This window comes from Stutzerimonas sp. R40042 (genome assembly GCF_026642215.1).
Classification (GTDB): domain Bacteria; phylum Pseudomonadota; class Gammaproteobacteria; order Pseudomonadales; family Pseudomonadaceae; genus Stutzerimonas; species Stutzerimonas frequens.
In genome coordinates, this window is record NZ_CP113258.1 from 1,173,578 (window position 1) to 1,192,501 (window position 18,924).

General features: G+C 63.7%; 19 protein-coding genes. 10 read left to right on the forward strand and 9 right to left on the reverse strand.

All coding sequences use genetic code 11. The features are described 5' to 3' along the window. Positions 1-23: 23 nt before the first annotated feature. Complete coding sequence (locus tag OUY36_RS05510; protein ID WP_020306428.1) at positions 24-245, forward strand: VF530 family DNA-binding protein; 222 nt, start codon at positions 24-26, stop codon at positions 243-245. Positions 246-316: 71 nt separating this feature from the next. Here OUY36_RS05510 and OUY36_RS05515 read toward each other — a convergent pair whose 3' ends face one another. Then, a complete protein-coding gene (locus OUY36_RS05515; RefSeq protein ID WP_063544616.1) occupies positions 317-1,840 on the reverse strand; it encodes a fumarate hydratase in 1,524 nt (507 codons plus the stop codon). A 196-nt stretch (positions 1,841-2,036) separates the two neighbouring features. Between OUY36_RS05515 and OUY36_RS05520 the strand changes: the two genes are divergently transcribed. Together OUY36_RS05520 and OUY36_RS05525 are read left to right on the forward strand one after the other, a co-directional pair. Further along, the gene (locus OUY36_RS05520; protein WP_230725162.1) at positions 2,037-3,167 is read left to right on the forward strand and encodes a GGDEF domain-containing protein; all 1,131 of its coding nucleotides are present in this window, start codon (positions 2,037-2,039) and stop codon (positions 3,165-3,167) included. Further along, positions 3,160-4,107 (forward strand): iron-sulfur-binding ferredoxin reductase, encoded by a 948-nt coding sequence (locus OUY36_RS05525; RefSeq protein ID WP_267937118.1) that lies wholly within the window; start codon positions 3,160-3,162, stop codon positions 4,105-4,107. The genes OUY36_RS05520 and OUY36_RS05525 overlap by 8 nt, the downstream gene beginning before the upstream one ends. 51 nt (positions 4,108-4,158) lie before the next feature. Here OUY36_RS05525 and pyk read toward each other — a convergent pair whose 3' ends face one another. Beyond that, a complete protein-coding gene (pyk, locus tag OUY36_RS05530) occupies positions 4,159-5,607 on the reverse strand; it encodes a pyruvate kinase (RefSeq protein WP_267937119.1) in 1,449 nt (482 codons plus the stop codon). A 151-nt stretch (positions 5,608-5,758) separates the two neighbouring features. Here pyk and OUY36_RS05535 point away from each other — a divergent pair, with 151 nt between their 5' ends. From OUY36_RS05535 to OUY36_RS05545, 3 genes are read left to right on the forward strand one after another with little or no spacing between them, the layout of a single operon-like run. Beyond that, positions 5,759-6,136, forward strand: coding sequence for a tetratricopeptide repeat protein (locus OUY36_RS05535; RefSeq protein WP_063544627.1), 378 nt, complete (start codon positions 5,759-5,761; stop codon positions 6,134-6,136). 40 nt (positions 6,137-6,176) lie between these two features. Beyond that, on the forward strand, positions 6,177-6,599 hold the full coding sequence (locus tag OUY36_RS05540; RefSeq protein WP_102840645.1) for a DUF4124 domain-containing protein: 423 nt from the start codon (positions 6,177-6,179) through the stop codon (positions 6,597-6,599). A gap of 44 nt (positions 6,600-6,643) precedes the next feature. After that, on the forward strand, positions 6,644-7,072 hold the full coding sequence (locus tag OUY36_RS05545; RefSeq protein WP_063544773.1) for a hypothetical protein: 429 nt from the start codon (positions 6,644-6,646) through the stop codon (positions 7,070-7,072). A 5-nt stretch (positions 7,073-7,077) separates the two neighbouring features. Here the strand turns inward: OUY36_RS05545 and OUY36_RS05550 are convergent, their stop codons facing one another. Genes OUY36_RS05550 through OUY36_RS05575 form a run of 6 tightly spaced genes read right to left on the reverse strand, consistent with a single transcriptional unit; the run spans position 7,078 to position 13,815 of the window. Further along, entirely contained in the window at positions 7,078-8,409 is a 1,332-nt protein-coding gene (locus tag OUY36_RS05550; protein WP_267937120.1) for a DUF58 domain-containing protein, read from the reverse strand. Beyond that, the gene (locus tag OUY36_RS05555) at positions 8,406-9,419 is read right to left on the reverse strand and encodes an AAA family ATPase (RefSeq protein ID WP_230725156.1); all 1,014 of its coding nucleotides are present in this window, start codon (positions 9,417-9,419) and stop codon (positions 8,406-8,408) included. Before OUY36_RS05555 ends, OUY36_RS05550 begins: the two co-directional genes overlap by 4 nt. Then, complete coding sequence (locus OUY36_RS05560; protein ID WP_267937121.1) at positions 9,416-10,591, reverse strand: DUF4350 domain-containing protein; 1,176 nt, start codon at positions 10,589-10,591, stop codon at positions 9,416-9,418. Before OUY36_RS05560 ends, OUY36_RS05555 begins: the two co-directional genes overlap by 4 nt. Beyond that, positions 10,588-12,141, reverse strand: a complete 1,554-nt coding sequence (locus tag OUY36_RS05565) for a DUF4129 domain-containing protein (RefSeq protein WP_267937122.1) — start codon at positions 12,139-12,141, stop codon at positions 10,588-10,590. The genes OUY36_RS05560 and OUY36_RS05565 overlap by 4 nt, the downstream gene beginning before the upstream one ends. Continuing rightward, positions 12,128-13,111: a stage II sporulation protein M gene (locus tag OUY36_RS05570; protein ID WP_267937124.1), complete on the reverse strand. Its 984-nt coding sequence runs from the start codon at positions 13,109-13,111 to the stop codon at positions 12,128-12,130. Before OUY36_RS05570 ends, OUY36_RS05565 begins: the two co-directional genes overlap by 14 nt. Beyond that, positions 13,108-13,815, reverse strand: coding sequence for an RDD family protein (locus OUY36_RS05575; RefSeq protein WP_063544641.1), 708 nt, complete (start codon positions 13,813-13,815; stop codon positions 13,108-13,110). The genes OUY36_RS05570 and OUY36_RS05575 overlap by 4 nt, the downstream gene beginning before the upstream one ends. A 229-nt stretch (positions 13,816-14,044) precedes the next feature. Here OUY36_RS05575 and sbcB point away from each other — a divergent pair, with 229 nt between their 5' ends. Next, positions 14,045-15,481: an exodeoxyribonuclease I gene (gene sbcB / locus OUY36_RS05580; RefSeq protein ID WP_267937125.1), complete on the forward strand. Its 1,437-nt coding sequence runs from the start codon at positions 14,045-14,047 to the stop codon at positions 15,479-15,481. A gap of 119 nt (positions 15,482-15,600) precedes the next feature. On the opposite strand, the gene mvaT is transcribed toward sbcB, so the two are convergent. Further along, positions 15,601-15,981 carry a histone-like nucleoid-structuring protein MvaT gene (mvaT, locus tag OUY36_RS05585; RefSeq protein ID WP_063544645.1) on the reverse strand — a complete coding sequence of 127 codons (381 nt, stop codon included), beginning with the start codon at positions 15,979-15,981 and terminating at the stop codon, positions 15,601-15,603. 339 nt (positions 15,982-16,320) lie between these two features. On the opposite strand from mvaT, the gene purU reads away from it, so the two are divergent. From purU to OUY36_RS05600, 3 genes are read left to right on the forward strand one after another with little or no spacing between them, the layout of a single operon-like run. Further along, positions 16,321-17,172: a formyltetrahydrofolate deformylase gene (purU, locus tag OUY36_RS05590; protein ID WP_063544647.1), complete on the forward strand. Its 852-nt coding sequence runs from the start codon at positions 16,321-16,323 to the stop codon at positions 17,170-17,172. Between the two features lie 13 nt (positions 17,173-17,185). Then, on the forward strand, positions 17,186-17,359 hold the full coding sequence (locus tag OUY36_RS05595) for a hypothetical protein (protein WP_166082497.1): 174 nt from the start codon (positions 17,186-17,188) through the stop codon (positions 17,357-17,359). A 42-nt stretch (positions 17,360-17,401) separates the two neighbouring features. Then, positions 17,402-18,868 carry a helicase HerA-like domain-containing protein gene (locus OUY36_RS05600; protein WP_253747627.1) on the forward strand — a complete coding sequence of 489 codons (1,467 nt, stop codon included), beginning with the start codon at positions 17,402-17,404 and terminating at the stop codon, positions 18,866-18,868. The last annotated feature ends 56 nt before the right edge of the window (positions 18,869-18,924 follow it).

An 18,924-nucleotide genomic window follows, 5' to 3' on the forward strand; every position in this document is an offset into this window, starting at 1 on the left:
CCGCTTCAGCAAGAGCGCCATCCGTGTCTGCAACTCCCAACGATCCCCTTCATGGCGTCACCCTGGAAGCCATACTCACCGAGCTGCATGCCCACTACGGCTGGGACGGTTTGGCCCAGCGCGTCGACATCCGCTGCTTCAAGAGCGAGCCGAGCATCAAGTCGAGCCTGAAATTCCTGCGCAAGACGCCCTGGGCGCGGCAGAAGGTGGAAGCGCTGTTCGTCCAGTTGCACCGCCGCGGCTGATCGATCCGGTCTGACGCTGACAACGAAAAGCCCGGCACTGAGGCCGGGCTTTTCGTTTTCCACCGGGGCGATTACTGCACTTCGACCGCCAGGCTGTCGGCAATCTTCTTCTGCCAGATCGCAGGTCCCGTGATGTGCACCGACTCGCCGTTGGTGTCCACCGCAACGGTGACCGGCATGTCCTTCACTTCGAACTCGTAGATCGCTTCCATGCCCAGTTCGGCGAACGCCAGCACCTTGGACTTCTTGATTGCCTGCGCCACCAGATAGGCGGCGCCGCCCACGGCCATCAGGTAGACGGCCTTGTTGTCCTTGATCGCCTCGATGGCGATCGGGCCGCGCTCGGACTTGCCGATCATGCCCAAGAGGCCAGTGCTCTCGAGAATCTGACGGGTGAACTTGTCCATGCGCGTCGCGGTAGTCGGGCCAGCCGGGCCAACCACTTCGTCACCGACCGGATCGACCGGGCCGACGTAGTAGATGAAGCGGCCCTTGAGGTCTACCGGCAGCTCTTCGCCCTTGTTCAGCATGTCGACCATGCGCTTGTGCGCGGCGTCGCGACCGGTGAGCATCTTGCCGTTGAGCAGGATGGTCTCGCCCGGCTTCCAGCTCTGCACCTCTTCCGGGGTGATGCTGTCGAGGTTGACGCGGCGTGCGCTCGGGCCGGCTTCCCAGACGATTTCCGGGTAGGCGTCCAGCGACGGCGCTTCCAGGCTGGCCGGGCCGGAGCCGTCGAGTACGAAGTGCGCATGACGGGTGGCGGCGCAGTTGGGGATCATGCATACCGGCAAGGATGCGGCATGGGTCGGGTAATCCATGATCTTGACGTCGAGCACGGTGGTCAGACCGCCCAGACCCTGGGCGCCGATGCCCAGCTGGTTGACCTTCTCGAACAGCTCCAGGCGCAGCTCTTCGATGCGGTTCTGCGGGCCGCGGGCTTTCAGCTCATGGATGTCGATGGATTCCATCAGCACTTCCTTGGCCATCACCGCGGCCTTCTCCGCGGTGCCGCCGATGCCGATGCCGAGCATGCCCGGCGGGCACCAGCCGGCGCCCATGGTCGGAACGGTCTTCAGGACCCAGTCGACGATGGAGTCGGACGGGTTGAGCATGGCCATCTTCGACTTGTTCTCCGAGCCACCGCCCTTGGCGGCCACATCCACCTCTACTTTGTCACCCGGGACGATGGAGTAATGGATGACGGCCGGGGTATTGTCCTTGGTGTTCTTGCGGGAACCTGCCGGGTCGGCCAGGATCGAAGCACGCAGGACGTTTTCCGGCAGGTTGTAGGCGCGGCGTACGCCCTCGTTGATCATGTCGTCGACGCTCATGGTGGCGCCGTCCCAGCGCACGTCCATGCCGACGCGGATGAAGACGGTGACGATGCCGGTGTCCTGGCAAATCGGACGATGACCGGTGGCGCACATGCGCGAGTTGATCAGGATCTGCGCCATGGAGTCGCGCGCGGCCGGGGATTCTTCACGCAGGTAGGCTTCGTGCATTGCCTGAATGAAATCCACGGGATGGTAGTAAGAAATGAACTGCAAAGCGTCGGCGACGCTTTGAATCAGGTCGTCTTGCTTGATCACGGTCATGCAGCGCGTCCTCATGGCGGGGCGGTAAGAGGCGCGTCGGGAGTGGCAGTCGACGCGCCGCGAAAAAAATGCGCGGCAGTATAACGCGTCGGGCTGCGCGGTACACGGACGGACCAGGAGCGATGGGAATGCCGGCTAGGTTTTTGTTTTCGGTAGGCGTAGAGTGCGGCAAATTGCCACAGCGGGATGGATCCCTATGAGCCCGGTACGTGACGAGACCGATGAGCGGACGCTGCAGCAGTTGGTGACGCGGCGATTCGCGATGGCTTCGGTGACTTATGGACTTGCGCTTCTGCTGACATGGGTCGCGGTGGCGGGCGGCTTCTACCAGGCGACCATTTCCAGTGCGGTCGTGCATTCGGCGCTGATCGTGCTGAGTCAACTGGCGTTCTTCTGGCTTTTTTATCGCGGCATCAATCTGCGCTTCAAGGACCCCAGCCTGACGGAGCCCCAGGTACTGGTCGCGCTGGTGTGGCTGACTTACTTCCTGTTCAACTTGGGCAGCGCCCGCGGTTCGCTCCTGGTGCTGTATCTGCTGGTCCTGATGTTCGCCGTGTTCCTGCCGCCGAAGGTTTTCGTTCGCTATGCGACGTTGGCTTTTCTCAGCTTCATCGGGCTTGCCGCAATGGACTACTACCTGCAGCGGACGGTGGATGCCACGGTGTTTCTGTTGCAGGCCTGCGTGCTGCTGGTCACGCTGATCTGGATGTGCCTGCTCACGGGGCATGTGTACCGCCTGCGGCAGCGCATGCGGCAAAGGCGATTCGCCCTGCAGGCGCATCAGGACACCCTGCGCGGCATGATGCGGCAACTGGAGGATCTGGCCTCCACCGACGAGCTGACCGGCCTCTACAACCGTCGCCGCTTCCTGCGGATTGCCGAGGGCGACCTGAGCCGCCTGCGCAGGGGGCATCAGTCCGGGCTGGCCTTGATCGACCTCGACCACTTCAAACGAATCAACGATATCCACGGCCACGCCACAGGTGATCGCGTGCTGCAGACGTTCGCCAAGGTGGCGCGGACCTGTCTGCGTGATGACGACGTGCTGGCCCGTTACGGCGGCGAGGAGTTCGTGCTGTTGCTGCCGGAAACCGACGCCGAGCAGTTCCGCGCCTGCTGCGAGCGCTTGCGCGAAGCGTTCGCCAATGCCGAGCCGGAGGATGCCGACATCGCGTCGGGACATCTCAGCCTGTCCATCGGGCTGACCCTGCTGAATGCCGGGGATAACCTGGATGCCGCGCTGCAACGTGCCGACGAGGCGCTCTACCGCGCCAAGCGCGCCGGGCGTAACCGCTGCGAGGCGGCGTGGGATGTCTGCAATGCCTGAACTCTGCTGTGCCGGGAGGCGTTGGCAGGTGGCAGCGGCAAGCAATCTGCTCGATGCCCTGATCCACGGCGGCGTGCCGGTACCCTCCGGTTGCCGGGCCGGAAGCTGTCACGCCTGCCTGGTGCGCTGTCTTGAGGGCGAGCCGCATGACCTGCAGCCGGACCTGTTGCGTCCCGAGCAGCGTCATGCCGGCTGGCGGCTCGCATGCCAGTGCCGGGTCGAAGGCGATCTGAGCCTGGAGGTCTTCGATCCCCACCGCGATGGGTTGGCGGCGCGCGTGAAAAGCCTGGAATGGCTGGGTAGCAGTGTGCTGCGCCTGCGTGTGCTGCCGGAGCGGCCGCTGCGTTATCGAGCCGGTCAGCACCTGCTGCTATGGACGGCTACGGGCGTGGCTCGGCCGTATTCGCTGGCCAGTCTTCCCGACGATGACCCGTGGCTGGAGTTTCATATCGACTGCAGCCGGCCCGGCGCTTTCTCTGACTTCGCGCGTCAGCTGCGTCCCGGCGACCTGCTGCGGCTGGGTGAATTGCACGGGGGCGCTCTGCACTACGAGCGGGAGTGGGCCGAGCGGCCGTTGCTGTTGCTGGCGGCCGGAACCGGCCTCGGACCTCTCTGGGGCTTGCTGCGCGAGAGCCTGCGCCAAGGCCACCGGGGCCCGATCAGGTTGCTGCATACCTGTCGCGACGGGCATTACCTGAAGGAGCCGCTGCAGGCGCTCGCGCAGACGCATGACAACCTGCAGCTGGAATGGATTGGGGCGGATGGGCGAGACCGTATGTTGGGTACGCTGCGGCCCACTTCGCGTCGCGATGTCGCGCTGGTCTGTGGCAGTCCGTCGTTCGTCGAGGCCTGTGCCAGGCGCCTGTACCTCGCCGGCCTACCGCGCGGACAGATATTCGGCGATGCCTTCATCAGGGCCAATCGGGGCGACGTTCCCTGAAAAACAGAAAGGCCGGCAAATGCCGGCCTTTTTACTGCTGCGCTGGAGCGATTACTGATCGCCGACGCGCAGGATCTTCATGGTGTTGGTGCCGCCGGTGCTGTCGTGGTAGCTGTCGCCCTTGGTCAGGATCACCCAGTCGCCCGGCTGCACGATGTTGCGCTTGAGCAGCTCCTCCACGGCCATCTGGCTGACCTTGTCTGCCGGCAGCGCGGCCGGGTCGAACGGCACGGTCTGCACGCCGCGGAACAGGGCGACGCGCGCTTGGGTCTCGCGGTGCGGCGAGAAGGCGAAGATCGGCACCGAGGAGCGGATGCGCGACATGATCAACGGCGTGTAGCCACTTTCGGTCAGCGCGATGATCGCCTTGACGCCGGGGAAGTGGTTGGCCGTGTACATCGCCGCCAGCGCCGCGCTTTCGTCGCAGCGCTCGAACTGCTGGCCGAGGCGGTGACCGGACTTGGTGCTGGTCGGGTGCTTTTCCGCACCGCAGCAGACGCGCGCCATGGCCTTGATCGCTTCGATCGGGTATTCGCCAGCGGCGCTCTCCGCCGAGAGCATCACCGCGTCGGTGTAGTCGAGCACTGCGTTGGCTACATCGGATACCTCGGCGCGGGTCGGCATCGGGCTGTGAATCATCGACTCCATCATCTGGGTCGCGGTGATCACCACCTTGTTGTGACGGCGCGCGTGCAGAATGATCTTTTTCTGGATACCCACCAGCTCGGCATCGCCGATTTCCACGCCGAGGTCGCCGCGCGCCACCATTACACCGTCGCTGGCGCGGATCAGGCCGTCCAGCGCCTCGTCATCGGCCACGGCTTCGGCCCGTTCGATCTTGGCGATCAGCCAGGCGCTGGAACCGGCTTCGTCACGCAGGCGGCGCGCCAGGTCCATGTCGGCGGCATCGCGCGGAAAGGAAACCGCCAGGTAGTCCAGCTTGAGGTCGGCGGCCAGTCTGATGTCGGCCTTGTCTTTGGCGGTCAGCGCCGGCGCGGTCAGACCGCCGCCACGACGGTTGATCCCCTTGTTGTCCGACAGCGGGCCGCCAATCAACACGGTGCAGTGCAGTTCGTCAGCCGTGGCGTTGTCCACGCGCATCACCACGCGCCCGTCGTCCAGCAGCAGTTCGTCACCGACGCCGCAATCCTTGACCAGATCCGGGTAGTCGATGCCGACCACTTCCTGGGTGCCGGCGTCGCGCGGGTGGGTGACGGAAAAGCGGAACTGGTCGCCTTCCTTCAGCTCGATGCGCTTGTCGGTGAACTTGGCGATGCGGATCTTCGGCCCCTGCAAGTCGCCCAGCAGTGCGACGAAGCGGCCATGACGGGCGGCGATCTCGCGGACCAGTTCGGCCCGGGCACGGTGCTCGTCGGGGCTGCCGTGTGAGAAGTTCAGACGGGCGACATCCAGCCCGGCGATGATCATCTTCTCCAGCACCTCCGGTGAGCTGCTGGCCGGGCCCAGGGTGGCGACGATCTTGGTGCGACGCTGAATCATTCAAATGGCTCCTTTTTCTGGCTGGCAGCGAGGCTACTATGCTCGTCCGTTGTAGTCATCGCTCGCCAGCCACTACTCTTTCGGCGCATTTGACGGGCTGTCTGCAGGTTTTTCCGGCGCGGTCGATACAGCGGCAAAACGGAGGAACCCCATGCGCACCCTGATGATCCTTTTTCTGACCCTGCTCACCGTTGGCTGCAGCGCCCGTCATGCGTCCGATCGCCATCTGGATGAGGCATACCGGCATTACGAAGCGGACAATTGCGAGCGGGTGATGCAGTCGCTATCGCAGGCCGAGCGTAGCAGCAAGCCGCGTAGCCAGGTGCAGCCGGAGATTTCGCTGTTGCGCGGCCAATGCCTGGAGCGACAGAGCCTGTTCGTCGATGCCGCGCAAACCTACCGTTTCATCATCGAGCGCTTCCCAGCGAGCGAATATGCCTATCGCGCCCGCGCCCGACTGGAGACGCTGCGACAGCTAGGCCACTATGATGCCGAGGCGCAGCCGGCAATTCACCCGGCGAAACCTTGATGCCGTAGCGAACTGTTCATGACTGTTCATGTGAGGGACCATGCGAACTCTATTGCTGATTACCCTGCTGTTGCCGACCCTTGCATCAGCGCAGATCTACCGTTGGACGGACGCCGAGGGGCGCGTCCACTTCGGCCAGCGACCTGCTGCAGGAGCCGAACAGATCGAGGTGCGGCCACAGGTAGTCGAGCGCGACGATCAGACCCGTGAGCGCGAAGCGCGCAGCGAACGGTTCTTCGATGCGCGCCGGCAGGAACAGCAGGCGGCACGAGAGCAGGCCAGCCAGACTCGGGCGGCGCAGGAGCAGGAATGTCAGAGCTTGCGCAACCGTTTATCGCAGCTGCAGCTCGGCGGACGCTTTTTCCGTAACGATGCAGCCGGAGAGCGCGTCTACTACAGTGACAGTGAACTAGAGGCGGCTCGACAGCACCTGGCGGCGCGAATCAGCCAGGTATGCAGCTGAGCCGAAAGGACTCGCACAAGGCTAAGGTAGAAGGCTTCGACGACATGAACATGGCGAACCAGCGTCGTATTCAGCGGCAACAGTTGCCGTACTACCTCAACGTATTCAACCGTTTCACCGACAGGCCCTTGGGTTTCATCGGCAACCTGTCCGAAGGCGGGCTCATGCTGATCAGCCCCTATCCGATGATGCTCGGGGTGCGTTTCGAAATGCGCCTGAAGATTCCCGGGAAGGCCGGGCAGCTGCGTCATGTGGATTTCAGTGCGCTCAGTCTCTGGAGCCACGAGGATGTCACGCCGGGCAGCTACGACACCGGTTTTTCGCTGATCGAGCCACCGATCGAAATCCGCGACATGATCCTGGCCTTGCACCATTACTTCAGTTTTCAGCCGATGCCGCACGTACCCATGGCGCATCATCCGAGCCCGTCCTCCAACCGCTTTACGGACAAGGATTGCTGTCACGGCTTGTAGCGCGGTCACAGCGATCCGGCTTTCTTCCAGGCCAGGTAGCGCCCGACCAGCTCCGGCCCCAGATCACCGGGGCGTGCATCGAGTACAGGCACTCCGCGGGCATGCAGGCGCTTGTGCAGATTCTCGCGGATACACAGGTAGTCCTGCGCGCCGCAGTAGTCCAGGGCATCTTCAAGGGTCTGTACCGGGCGCAGGCGAAGCCGGTCCAAAATCTCCTCCCTGAGGCTCACCATCAGCACCTGATGTCGGCGCGACAGGCGTGTCAGCGCTGCGTGCAGGCCGGCGTCCTCCTCATCACGCAGATTGCTCAGCACGATGACCAGTGCCCGCCGCTGCTGGCGGGCAAGCAGCCGTTCTACCGCCTCGCTGTAGTCGGCGGGGCGCCGAGTGGCCTGCAGATCGTAGACCGCGTTGAGCAGCACCCGTAGCTGCTGCTGGCCCTTGGCTGGCGCGATGTGCCGGGGGCTGTCGCTGGCAAAGGTGCAGAGCCCGACGGCATCGCCCTGACGCAGGGCGGCATAGGCCAGCAGCAGGCTGGCATTGAGCGCGTGGTCGAAATGGGTCAGCTCGTCATCCTGGCTGCGCATCCGGCGGCCGCAATCGAGCATCAGCATGATTTGCTGGTCGCGTTCGTCCTGGTATTCGCGGGCGATCGGCGTCCGGGTGCGGGCAGTGGCCTTCCAGTCGATCTGGCGCAGCGTGTCGCCCTCGCGAAACTCGCGCAATTGGTGAAACTCCAGCCCCAGGCCGCGGCGGGGTTGCGGGCGTACACCAAGGCGGTTCAGCCAGAGGTCGATGGCCTGCATGCCGGCGCCCTGCAGCTGGGCGAAGTCAGGATAGACACGCGTCTCGTCGACCCGCTCCACGCGATGGCGGCGGCGCCAAAGACAGAAAGGGCTGGTCAGCCGGATATCGCAGCGCTCGAACTGAAAATGGCCGCGCTGAAGCGGGCGAAGGCGGTAGTGAAGCAGGCAGTGTTGCCCAGGCGGCAGGCGCAGCCCTTGTGGCAGCTGTTCGAAACGCATGCCATTCGGGACATGATCGAACAGCTCGATCTGCAGCGCGCGGGTATGGTGGTTGCGAACCACCAGCTGCACGTCGCTCCAGTGTCCGAGCGGCAGATTGCCCGCCAGCTGCCGTTGTACGGCCGGAACGGGCAAACGCCGCAGGGTGAGGGCATCGAACAAAGCAAACCCGAAGAGGGCCAGCAGCGCCCCCCACCATGCGCTGTGCCAGCTGTCGGCCAGCGCTACATCGAGCGCGGCGCAGACGCCAAGCGGCAAAGCCAGCAGCGCCAATGCGGCCAGCGCAGCGAGGAGACGGCGAGACGGTGTCATGCGCGCGGTGCCGCCACCTGGTCGAGCAGCTGCTGCAGAACCTGATCGACGGCGACTCCCTCGATGTCCAGCTCGGCGGAGAGTCGTACGCGATGGCGCAGCACGGCCGTTGCACAGGCCTTGACGTCGTCCGGCGTCACGAACTCGCCGCCGCGCAGCAGGGTCCGTGCGCGGGCGCCGCGAACCAGTGCGATCGATGCGCGCGGCCCGGCCCCCAGCGTCAGTCCCGGCCAGCTGCGGGTACTGCGCACCAGGCGTACGGCATAGTCCAGTACCTGATCGTCCAGTGGCAGCTCACTGGCGATTTTCTGCAGTGCCAGCACATCGCGCGGCTGTACCAGCTGGCGCAGGGCGCTGACATCGAGCATGTCGGCACGTGCCGAACGGGTGACCTGACGCACCAGCTCCAGCTCTTCCTCGGCCTGCGGATAGTCCATGCGCAACATCAGCATGAAGCGGTCGAGTTCGGCTTCGGGCAACGGGTAGGTGCCTTCCTGCTCGATGGGGTTCTCCGTGGCCATGACCAGGAAGGGTTGGGGTACGGGCAGCGCCTTGCCTTCGAGAGTCACCTGACGCTCCTGCATCACCTCGAGCAACGCTGCCTGGGTCTTGGCGGGCGCGCGGTTGATTTCGTCTGCCAGCAGCAGATGGGCGAACACCGGCCCCTTGCGCAGCTTGAACTGCTCGCTTTGCAGGTCGTACACGGCGTGGCCAGTGATGTCGCTGGGCATCAGGTCTGGCGTGAACTGAATGCGCGAGAATCCGCCACCGAAGCAGTGCGCCAGAGCACGTACCAACAGCGTCTTGCCCAAACCGGGCACGCCCTCGATCAGTACATGACCACCAGCGATCAAGGCGGTCAGCACACCGTCGATGACCTCGTCCTGGCCGATCACCGCCTTGTGCAGTTCGTCGCGCAGGGCCTGGGCCAGCTGACTGGCTCGTATGCGCTGACTGCTTGGATTGCTGTTCGGGGCGGGACTGCTGGATTCGGGGGTGTATTCGCTCATAGCGCATTCCTGAGGGTTTGCAGGTGGGTCACCTGCCGGGTGAATTCAACCGCTGACATCCGTTGCGCCGGCCGTGGTTGCATGGCCGCCTCGATGCTGGCGACCGGCATGTTGCTGAGGCGCGCGAGCACGGAGCGCTGTGCAGGCTCGGTAAGCCGGTCAAAGCCGGGATGGTGAAGATTGGCTCTGCGCCGGATGTCGTGCTGCAGGTGCTGCAGCAGGCCATGTTGGCGACCGTGACGAAGCAGGAATTCTGCCGTACCGCGCAGGTGCTCCTGCAGCTGGCGGCGGGCGTGACTGGCCGGCGGTTGCAGCGGGCCGAAGCGCTGGCCGACGTGCCAGAGCCCGAGCAGGATGAGCAGGCCGAGAATGACCAGCAGCTCCGGGAAGTAGCGGCGCAACTGCGTGAACAATCCGTCATGCTCGCTGCGGTGCACCAGCGTCACTGCGCTGTCCTGGGTCAGGTACCAGAGCAGCCAGGCATGGTCGTATTTGCCGATGTTGCGGTTCTGCCAGAGCCAGCTGTCGGTCAGTGCGGTGATCAGCCCATCGCCATGTTGCAGCTGCAGCATGTGGGTGGCGCCGGCGCTGTTGGCCCAGGCGTGGGCGCGATTGTCGGCGTCGTACAGGTGATAGTCGGTATCGAAGGCCAGGTAGGCCGGCGCAGTCTCGTTTTCCAGATAGAGCTTGGTTAGCTGAGGATGATCGTCGGCGGTACCCTGGACGGAAGCGCGTGCGCTTTCGTCGTCCAGATCCTCGGCCTGGTACTGCTGGATATTCAGGCGGTCGAGCAGCAGATCGCCGCTCTTGCCCGCCTGCTCATCCCAGATTCGCTCGGCGACCACGACCAGGTGACCGCCAGCTGCGGCCCACTCCAGCAGGCGATCGGTTTGTCGCGGCGTCAGGTTGCGCCGGTCGCCGAGCAACAGCAGAGTCTGACCACGGCTCGGCAGGGTCTCGAGGCCTGCCGAACTCTCGAGCTGAGTCACCTGCAGGTCGAGAGAGCGCAGGAACAGTTCGGCGGCGAGATAAGTATTGCGCTGTGCTTCAGGAGACGGGCCGTGTTCGACCACCTCCTCATAGGGCTGCAGCTTGGCAAACAGCCAGCTGGCCGCGAGCGCGACGAGCACCACGAAGACCGCGATCAGCAGGCGCGAACCAAGCCGGCTCATGTCGGCCTCGCCGTCGAAAACAGGGCACGCCACTCGGCGCAGAGTCTGTCGCGTACAGTCTCGTCCGCATCCTGATGTCCATAGGCCTGGCGCTGCCAGTGCTGAGTGACGCACTCGGCGAACCGCACCAGCTGCGGCTGAGCCAGTCGGTGCACGGCGGCCAGTACTTCGCCTTCCGTGTGCGCAGTCTTGAGCGGCAGCCGGAACTCATGCAGCAGGATGCTGAGCAGGCCGCGGTAGAGTAGTGCGAGCGCGGCTCTGGGGTTTTCGCTCCAGAGTCGCTCAGCCTCGCCAGCGACATCGCTCGGCAGGCTTTCCGGGGCGACGTCCAGGCCGAACATCTGCGTTGGGCTCGGGTCCTGCGCTCGGGTCGGTATTCGACTCCGGCCCGCGAAGGTGCGCAGCCAGTCGCGATAGCGCCAGCACAGCAGCACGACCAGAATCGCCAGCGCGCTCCACAGCAGCACCTCCAGCACCTGCGCCAGATGTTCGAGGCTGCGCCAGAAGGAGCCGCCTTTCAGCAGGTTTTCGATCAGGCGTGCCAGCGTGCCGGTTTCTTCCGCCTGGTCGGCATCGCCCAGACGCCAGCGGGTAACCGTTTCGCGGTGCTGGAAGGGCGGCTGATCCAACAGCTCGCCGATGCGCTGGCGCGAGGCCTCGCTGGTCAGAGGTTGATTGAGCAGCCTGCCGCTGTCCGGGCCGGACGAAGCGCTATCCGTAGCGGTTTCGGCGGCTGCCCAGGCGGTGCGCTCGGCCGGGACGAGCAAAAGACTGCAGGCAAGCGCAAGCAGCGGCAGAGTACCGAGCAGGCGCTGGCGCAGCTTGCGAAAAGTCAGCTCGATGTCCCACGCCTCCAGATGGGTGCGGCGATTGAGGTAGAGGCTGAACCCGCAGGCAACGTAGACCGGTTCCCAGATGATCAACAGCAGCGCATAGAGCAGGTTGGATAGATGCTCCAGCCAGAGCCATTGCGCGCTGAGTCCGAGCAGATCCTCCCAGTTCCAGCTCTGCACCAGCTGGGCGGGCAGCATGAGGTAGAGCAGCCCCAGCAGGCCGAGCCAGAGGGCGCCCTCCAGATGCACTCCGACTACGGTCAGCCAGCTTGCGGCGCGCCCACCGCGTCGACCGAGCGTCACCAGTCGCTGTCTGCGGGCGCTGCCGTCGAGCCCTTCGAGTTGCTGAACCGGCAGGTCGAAGCTTCGCGTCATGCTCAACCGACGCCAGGTGAGGCTGGCGAACCATTGTGGGCGCCACAACCCGGGGACCGCTTTCAGGCTCTCTCCGAGGCTGGGTGTTTCGCCGAACAGCGCCCTGGAAAGGATGAACAGCGGCAGTCGTTCGTACAGCGGCTTCAGCCACCAGAACAGCAGCAGTGCCAGGCTCGGGTGCTGCCACAGCAGCAGGCTGAGCACGGCGAAGACAGGCAGCGTGACGGCGGCCCAGCCCGCCATCAACAGAGGCGCATGGCGCCTGGCGAGCTGCGTGCCGAGGTCGATAGCTTCCCATGGGGTGCGAGGGCGGATCGCGACGTTGGCTTCAGTCAGCTGCATGACGGCTGCGTCCGGCGAAGGAGAAATAAGCGGCGACGAGCAGCCAGAGCAATGCGCCGACGATGAACTTGATCGTCGGTGAACTCAGCGTCATGGACGACCAGTACGCCTCGACGAAGGCCGCGATCAGCAAGAACACGATAGCTCCACCGACCAGGCGGATGGCCTGCCGGGCCGACTGGCGCAGGGCATCGCCGCGTGTCATTCGACCCGGTGCCAGCAGTGCCACGCCCAGTTGCAGGCCCGCCGCGCCAGCGAGGGTAATGGCGGTCAGCTCGAATGCACCGTGGCCGATGACGAAGGACCAGAACGGCAGGTGATAGCCGATACCGCTCAGGTGGCCTGCCACGGCGCCGATGGTCATGCCGTTGAACAGCAGGAAGAACAGCGTGCCAAGGCCGAACAGCAGGCCACTGGCGAAGGTCTGGAAGGCGATGCCGATGTTGTTCATCACGTAGTAGCCGAACATCAGCCAATCGTCGCCGGCACCTCGTTCGGCAAAGCGCCCCAAGCGGCTGGCGTCCGGATCGTACATCTGCTCCATCTGCGCGACCTGGTCGGGTGGCAGGATGCTGTAAACCAGATCAGGGAAGGCGTAGACCAGCGCAGCCATGCCGAGCAGGCTGCCGTAGAACAGCAGGCTGGCCGCCAGCAGGTAACGCCATTGTTCGCGGACCGACCGGGCGAAGCCGCCAGTGATGAAGCCCAGCAGCCGGCCAAGCAGGGTACTGTGGTGCCGGTAGAGCTGCTGGTGACCACGCAAGGCCAGCTGATGCAGCTGATCGATCAGCTGGCCGCTGTAGCCACGCGATTCGGCCAACGCCAGATGCTGGCAAAGCTGACGGTAGGCGGAAGGAAACGCGTCCAGCGAAGGCTCGTCCAGCGGCCGGCCCCGTTCGAGCAGATCGAGCTGCGTGGTCAATGCCAGCCAAAGCTGCTGATGCTGACGTTCGAATTCGGCCTGTTTCACGTTGCCCCCATCAGCGCGCGGGCAATTCCCTGGATAGTTCGCTCGGCGTCCTCAGGTGTCGTGGCGAGCGGCTCGGCGAGGATCGCGGCGAGTTCGCGGCGACGGTCCGGGGACAGGCTGGCCTGGCGCTCGGCGAAGGAAATGAGTGCACGTTGCTCGTCAAGGCTGAGGCCGACCGGTGGCGCCACCGGTTCGGCCGGCGCAAGCGCAGGGCGTTCGGCAGGCTTTTCCTGATAGACGACCAACGTGCCGGCTGCGATATCACCAAGGCGCTTGAACGCCGGATGTCCGAGGCAGCTGAGAGCGCCGAGGAAATAGCCGAACGGCAGCAGATCGACGAAACGCAACAGATTGCGCGTCAGCGAAGAGGCCCAGCCCACCGGCGTGCCGTCGTCGTGCACGACGCGCAGGCCCAGCCAGTGCTTGCCGGGTGTGCGCCCCTGGTTCAGCACCTCGAAGAGCACCATGTACCACCACTGCACCAGAAATAGCAGCAGCGCGCCGAGCCCCATCCCGAACTTGCCCAGCAGGCCCAGGCTGATAAACAGCGCTAGCAGTATCGCGCCGCGAATCGCCAGATCCACGGCGAAGGCCAGCGCGCGAGGAACGAGGCCGGCAGGCCGCAACAGCAGATCTACGCCTTCTGGCGTTTCCACGCGCAGGCGATTGTCCAGCAGCGGTGATCGAGCGAGAGTCGGGAGCAAGAGATAAGGTCGTCCAGGTGCAGGCTAGGGCGATGCTATGCGCCAAGCGTGCCGGCGGCAATCTACGATACGGTGCGTGAGGCGCGATTATGGCCAAATGCCTGCGTCGATGTCGGATGTCGTTCGCAGAGTTGTCGTCGTGGGTGTCGTCGCAGCGCCAGCGGCCGCTGGCGCGTTGCAGGCGTGAGGGCTGTTAGACTGCTGCGCGCCGATCGAGAAGGACCCTCCCGTGACTCCAAGCATTTTCTGGTACGACTTCGAAACCACAGGGATATCGCCCAGCCGCGACCGACCGATGCAGGTGGCGGGTATTCGCACCAACGAAGCACTCGAGGAAGTTGGCGAGCCGCTGAATCTTTATTGCCGTCTCAGTGACGACATCCTGCCCCATCCGGCGGCGTGCCTGGTTACCGGGATCACGCCGGCAACACTGCAGCAGCAAGGGCTAAGCGAAGCGGAGTTCGTTCGCCGTCTGCATGAGGAGCTGGCTACCCCGGGTACCTGTGTCGCTGGCTACAACAGCCTGCGCTTCGATGACGAGGTCACACGCTACAGCCTCTATCGAAACTTCTATGATCCTTACGCGCGTGAATGGCAGGGCGGCAATAGCCGCTGGGACCTGATCGATCTGGTGCGCACGGCTTATGCGCTACGTCCCGAAGGGTTGGTGTGGCCGGAGGAGGACGGGCGAGTGACGCTCAAGCTCGAACGCTTGAGCGCTGCCAACGGGCTGGAGCATCTGAATGCCCATGACGCGCTGTCCGATGTGCGCGCCACCATCGCGCTGGCCAGGCTCATTCGCCAGCGCCAGCCACGTCTGTATGAGTACCTTTTCAATTTGCGCCGCAAACAGGCAGTGATGGATCAGATCACCCTGCTCGAGCCGCTTGTGCATGTCTCGGGGCGCTTCGCCGCAGGCCGCCACTTCCTGTCGATAGTTCTGCCGTTGGCCTGGCATCCGCGCAATCGCAATGCGCTGATCGTCTGCGATCTGCAGGGCGAAGTGGAGCCGCTCTGGCAGGAAAGTGCACAGACGTTGCGGCAGCGCCTCTACACGCGTCGCGAGCAGCTTGGCGAGGGTGAGCTGCCGGTGCCGTTGAAATTGGTGCACATCAACAAGTGTCCGGTGCTGGTGCCGCTCAAGGTGCTGCGCGACGACGATGTCCGGCGTCTGGCTCTGGACCTGTCGCTGTGTCATGAGCGGGCGGCGCTGTTGCGCGAGCGTCGGCACGTCTGGGCCGATAAGCTGGCCGAGATCTATGCCGAGGAAGGCTTTGGCGGCAGCGACGATCCGGAGCAGCAGCTGTATGACGGCTTTCTCGGCGAGCGAGACCGGCGCCTGTGCGAGCAGATACGTGGGCTCAGGCCGGCCGAATTGGCCAGGCACCCGTGCCGCTTCGAAGATGTGCGGTTGGAGGCGTTGCTGTTTCGCTATCGCGCACGCAACTTTCCCGAAGGATTATCCGTGCAGGAGCAATCGCAGTGGAGGTCGTTCTGTCAGCAGCGGCTGAGCGATGCGGCACATGGCGGGCCGAATACCCTGGCGCAGTTTGAAACTGAAATTGCGCGGCTGATGCCCACTATCACCGTGGCGCAGCAACAACTGCTGCAACAATGGCTCGAGTATGGCCGAGGGCTGGGCGAGCGTTATGGATTGCGCCTCTGACGTCGTCAGCTGTCCTTCCGGCAGTCCTGCTGCAACGCAGTACTGGCAAGGCCTGAAATGAAAAACGCCGTTTCTCGATAAGCGCGTCGAGAAACGGCGTTTCTATTAACCGCTATTGCTTAGCCCAGAAGAGTGGCCCAGCTTTCAACGGTGTCGGAACCCCACTGGGCTTTCCATTCTTTCAGCGTCTTGTGGTTGCCGCCTTTGGTTTCAATTACTTCGCCGCTATGCGGATTCTTGTACTGCTTCACGCGGCGAGCGCGCTTGCTGGTGGTAGGCGTCTTTGCAGCGCGCGGACTCTTGCTGCTGCGCGAGGCATCCGGATCGAGCAGGGCGATGATGTCTCGCAGCGACTTCTGATATTCACCCATGAGTTCGCGCAGCTTACCCTCGAACTCCAGTTCCTTTTTCAGCTTGTCATCTTCGGAAAGGGACTTCAGTCGCTCCTGAAGTTCCTTGATGGCCTCTTCAGTGGCGCGATACTCGTTGATCAGTGACATGTGGCTTCCTTGAGATAGGCTTGAACGCAAGTGTTGGCAATCATAGTCCTGCCGTATGCGCAAGTAAATATAGCCGGTTAAAAAAGCGGGATTACTATTTGAAGGGATATTTCACGTACGGACATGCGTCGAAACAACGGGTTAATGAATGTATGCCTGTTTAAATGGACAACTTTCTTGGTGTTTTCAGGCGGGGTACTGCCGGATGCCAATCTTCCGGGCGATGCACCTCCACGCTGGATGCTGCTAGTTGACGGAAACGTTGCCGTTAATGCGATGGCTGTGCTTTTGTCAGCTGGGCTAGAATGCCGCGTTTCCTTTGAGCCGGAGTAACCGTTAATGCGCACTTTCAGGCTGGTCATTGCCTGTCCAGATGGCGTTGGCATTGTCGCCAAGGTCAGCAACTTTCTCGCTACCTACAACGGCTGGATCACCGAGGCCAACCATCACTCCGATCATCAGAGTGGCTGGTTCTTCATGCGCCACGAGATCCGCGCGGACTCGCTACCCTTCGACCTGGACGGATTTCGTCACGCCTTTGCACCGATTGCCCGTGAGTTTTCCATGGAGTGGCGCATCACCGACTCCGAGCAGCGCAAGCGGGTCGTGCTGATGGCGAGCCGCGAGTCCCATTGTCTGGCGGATCTGCTGCATCGCTGGCACAGCGGCGAACTCGATTGCGATATTCCCTGCGTGATTTCGAACCACGATGACCTGCGCAGCATGGTCGAGTGGCATGGCATTCCGTATTTCCATGTTCCGGTCGATCCGATGAACAAGCAGGAGGCGTTCGCCGAGGTGACCAGACTGGTGCGCGAGCAGCGTGCCGACGCGATCGTGCTGGCGCGCTACATGCAGATCCTGCCGGCAGAGCTGTGCGACGAGTTCGCCCAGCGGGTCATCAATATCCATCACAGCTTCCTGCCGTCCTTCGTCGGCGCGAAGCCTTATCACCAAGCATCCTTACGCGGCGTGAAACTGATAGGCGCCACCTGTCACTATGTCACGGAGGAGCTGGACGCCGGCCCGATCATCGAGCAGGACGTGGTGCGGGTCAGTCATCGCGACAGCATCGAGGACATGGTTCGGCTCGGCAAGGACGTAGAGAAGATGGTGCTGTCGCGCGGCCTGCGCTATCACCTTGAGGATCGTGTACTGGTGCACAGCAACAAGACGTTGGTATTCAACTGACAGGGGGATGACGATGGCCGATCCGTTCGAGCGCGCCGCTGCCAAGGCACCGCCTATCATTGGTGGTGGCTGTACCCAGCGATACGATCCCGAGGCGCTGTCGTCCGAGCTGGGCACCGACTTTCCGGAAGCCGAGGCGCTCTGGGCCGAGCTGCAAGCCGATCGGGAGCCCGTCGACGAGCATTGATGCGGCTGTGGCAGTGTGCGGGGAACGAGAAGGAGAGGGTTGATGAAGGCTTCGAACGATCGGTTGGTACTCGGCGCCGAGGTAACCGGCGAGCCCAGCACTCAGTCCCTGCGACTGGCCAATCGGCATGGCCTGATCGCTGGCGCGACCGGCACTGGCAAGACCGTAACCCTGCAGCGCCTGGCCGAGCAATTCAGCGATGCCGGCGTTGCGGTTTTTGCCCCTGACATCAAGGGCGACCTCTGCGGTCTCGGTGCTGCAGGCGCGCCGCAGGGCAAGATCGCCGAACGCATCGCCAGCATGCCGTGGCTGCAGCACCAGCCGCGGGCCTATCCCGTCACCCTGTGGGATGTGCATGGTCGCAGCGGCCATCCGCTGAGAACGACTCTGAGCGAAATGGGCCCGCTGCTGCTCGGTAATCTCCTGCAGCTGACAGACAGTCAACAGTCGGCGCTGTATGCGGCGTTCAAGGTGGCGGATCAGCAAGGCTTGCTGCTGCTGGATTTGAAAGACCTCAAGGCGCTGCTCGCCCATCTCAAGGCAGAACCCGAGCTGCTCGGCGAGGACAGTGCATTGTTCACCGGAGCATCTTCCCAGGCGTTGCTACGGCGTCTGGCGACGCTGGAGCAGCAGGGCGCCGAGGCGCTGTTCGGCGAGCCCGCGCTGCAGCTTGAGGATCTGCTGCGGCCTGCCGCTGATGGGCGTGGCCCTATCCATTTGCTCGATGCCAGTGTGCTGGTGCATGAGGCGCCAAAGGTGTATGCGACCTTTCTGCTCTGGCTGCTGGCCGAACTGTTCGAACAGCTACCGGAGCGCGGTGACGCCGACCGGCCGCTGCTTGCGCTGTTCTTCGATGAGGCGCACCTGCTCTTCGGCGATACGCCGAAGGCACTGCAGGAACGTCTGGTCCAGGTGGTCCGGCTGATCCGCTCCAAGGGGGTTGGCGTGTATTTCGTAACGCAATCGCCGAGCGATCTCCCTGATCAGGTGCTGGCGCAGCTGGGGTTGCGCATCCAGCACGGGCTCCGCGCTTTCACCGTCAGAGAGCAGAAGGCGTTGCGCTCAGTGGCTGACGGTTTTCGCGCCAATCCGGATTTCGAGACGCTGGAGGTCCTGACGGAGCTGGGGATTGGCGAGGCGCTGGTCGGTGGGCTGGAGGAAAAGGGTATGCCGGCCATGGTGCAGCGAGTGGCGATCGCGCCCCCGCAATCACGCATCGGGCCATTGAGTGATGCGGAGCGTGCGGCGCTGATCGCCGGCTCTGCCCTGCGAGGTCATTACGACAAGCCTGTCGACCGGATATCCGCGTACGAAATATTGAGTGCTCGCGCCAGGCAGGCCAGCGAGCCGCAGGCGCAAAAGCCGAAGCAGGGCAGGGGGCGTGACGACATCGATCTGGGTGAGCTGGCCGGGCGAGTCGTGAAAAGTGCCCTGAGTCAGGCGGCTGGCCAACTGGGCCGACAACTGGCCAGGGGGCTGCTGGGCTCGCTACTGGGCGGTAAGCGCTGAATTAAAGAATTTCTGCTGAGCTATCGATGCAGCACCCTTATTGCGGTGCGCGGCGC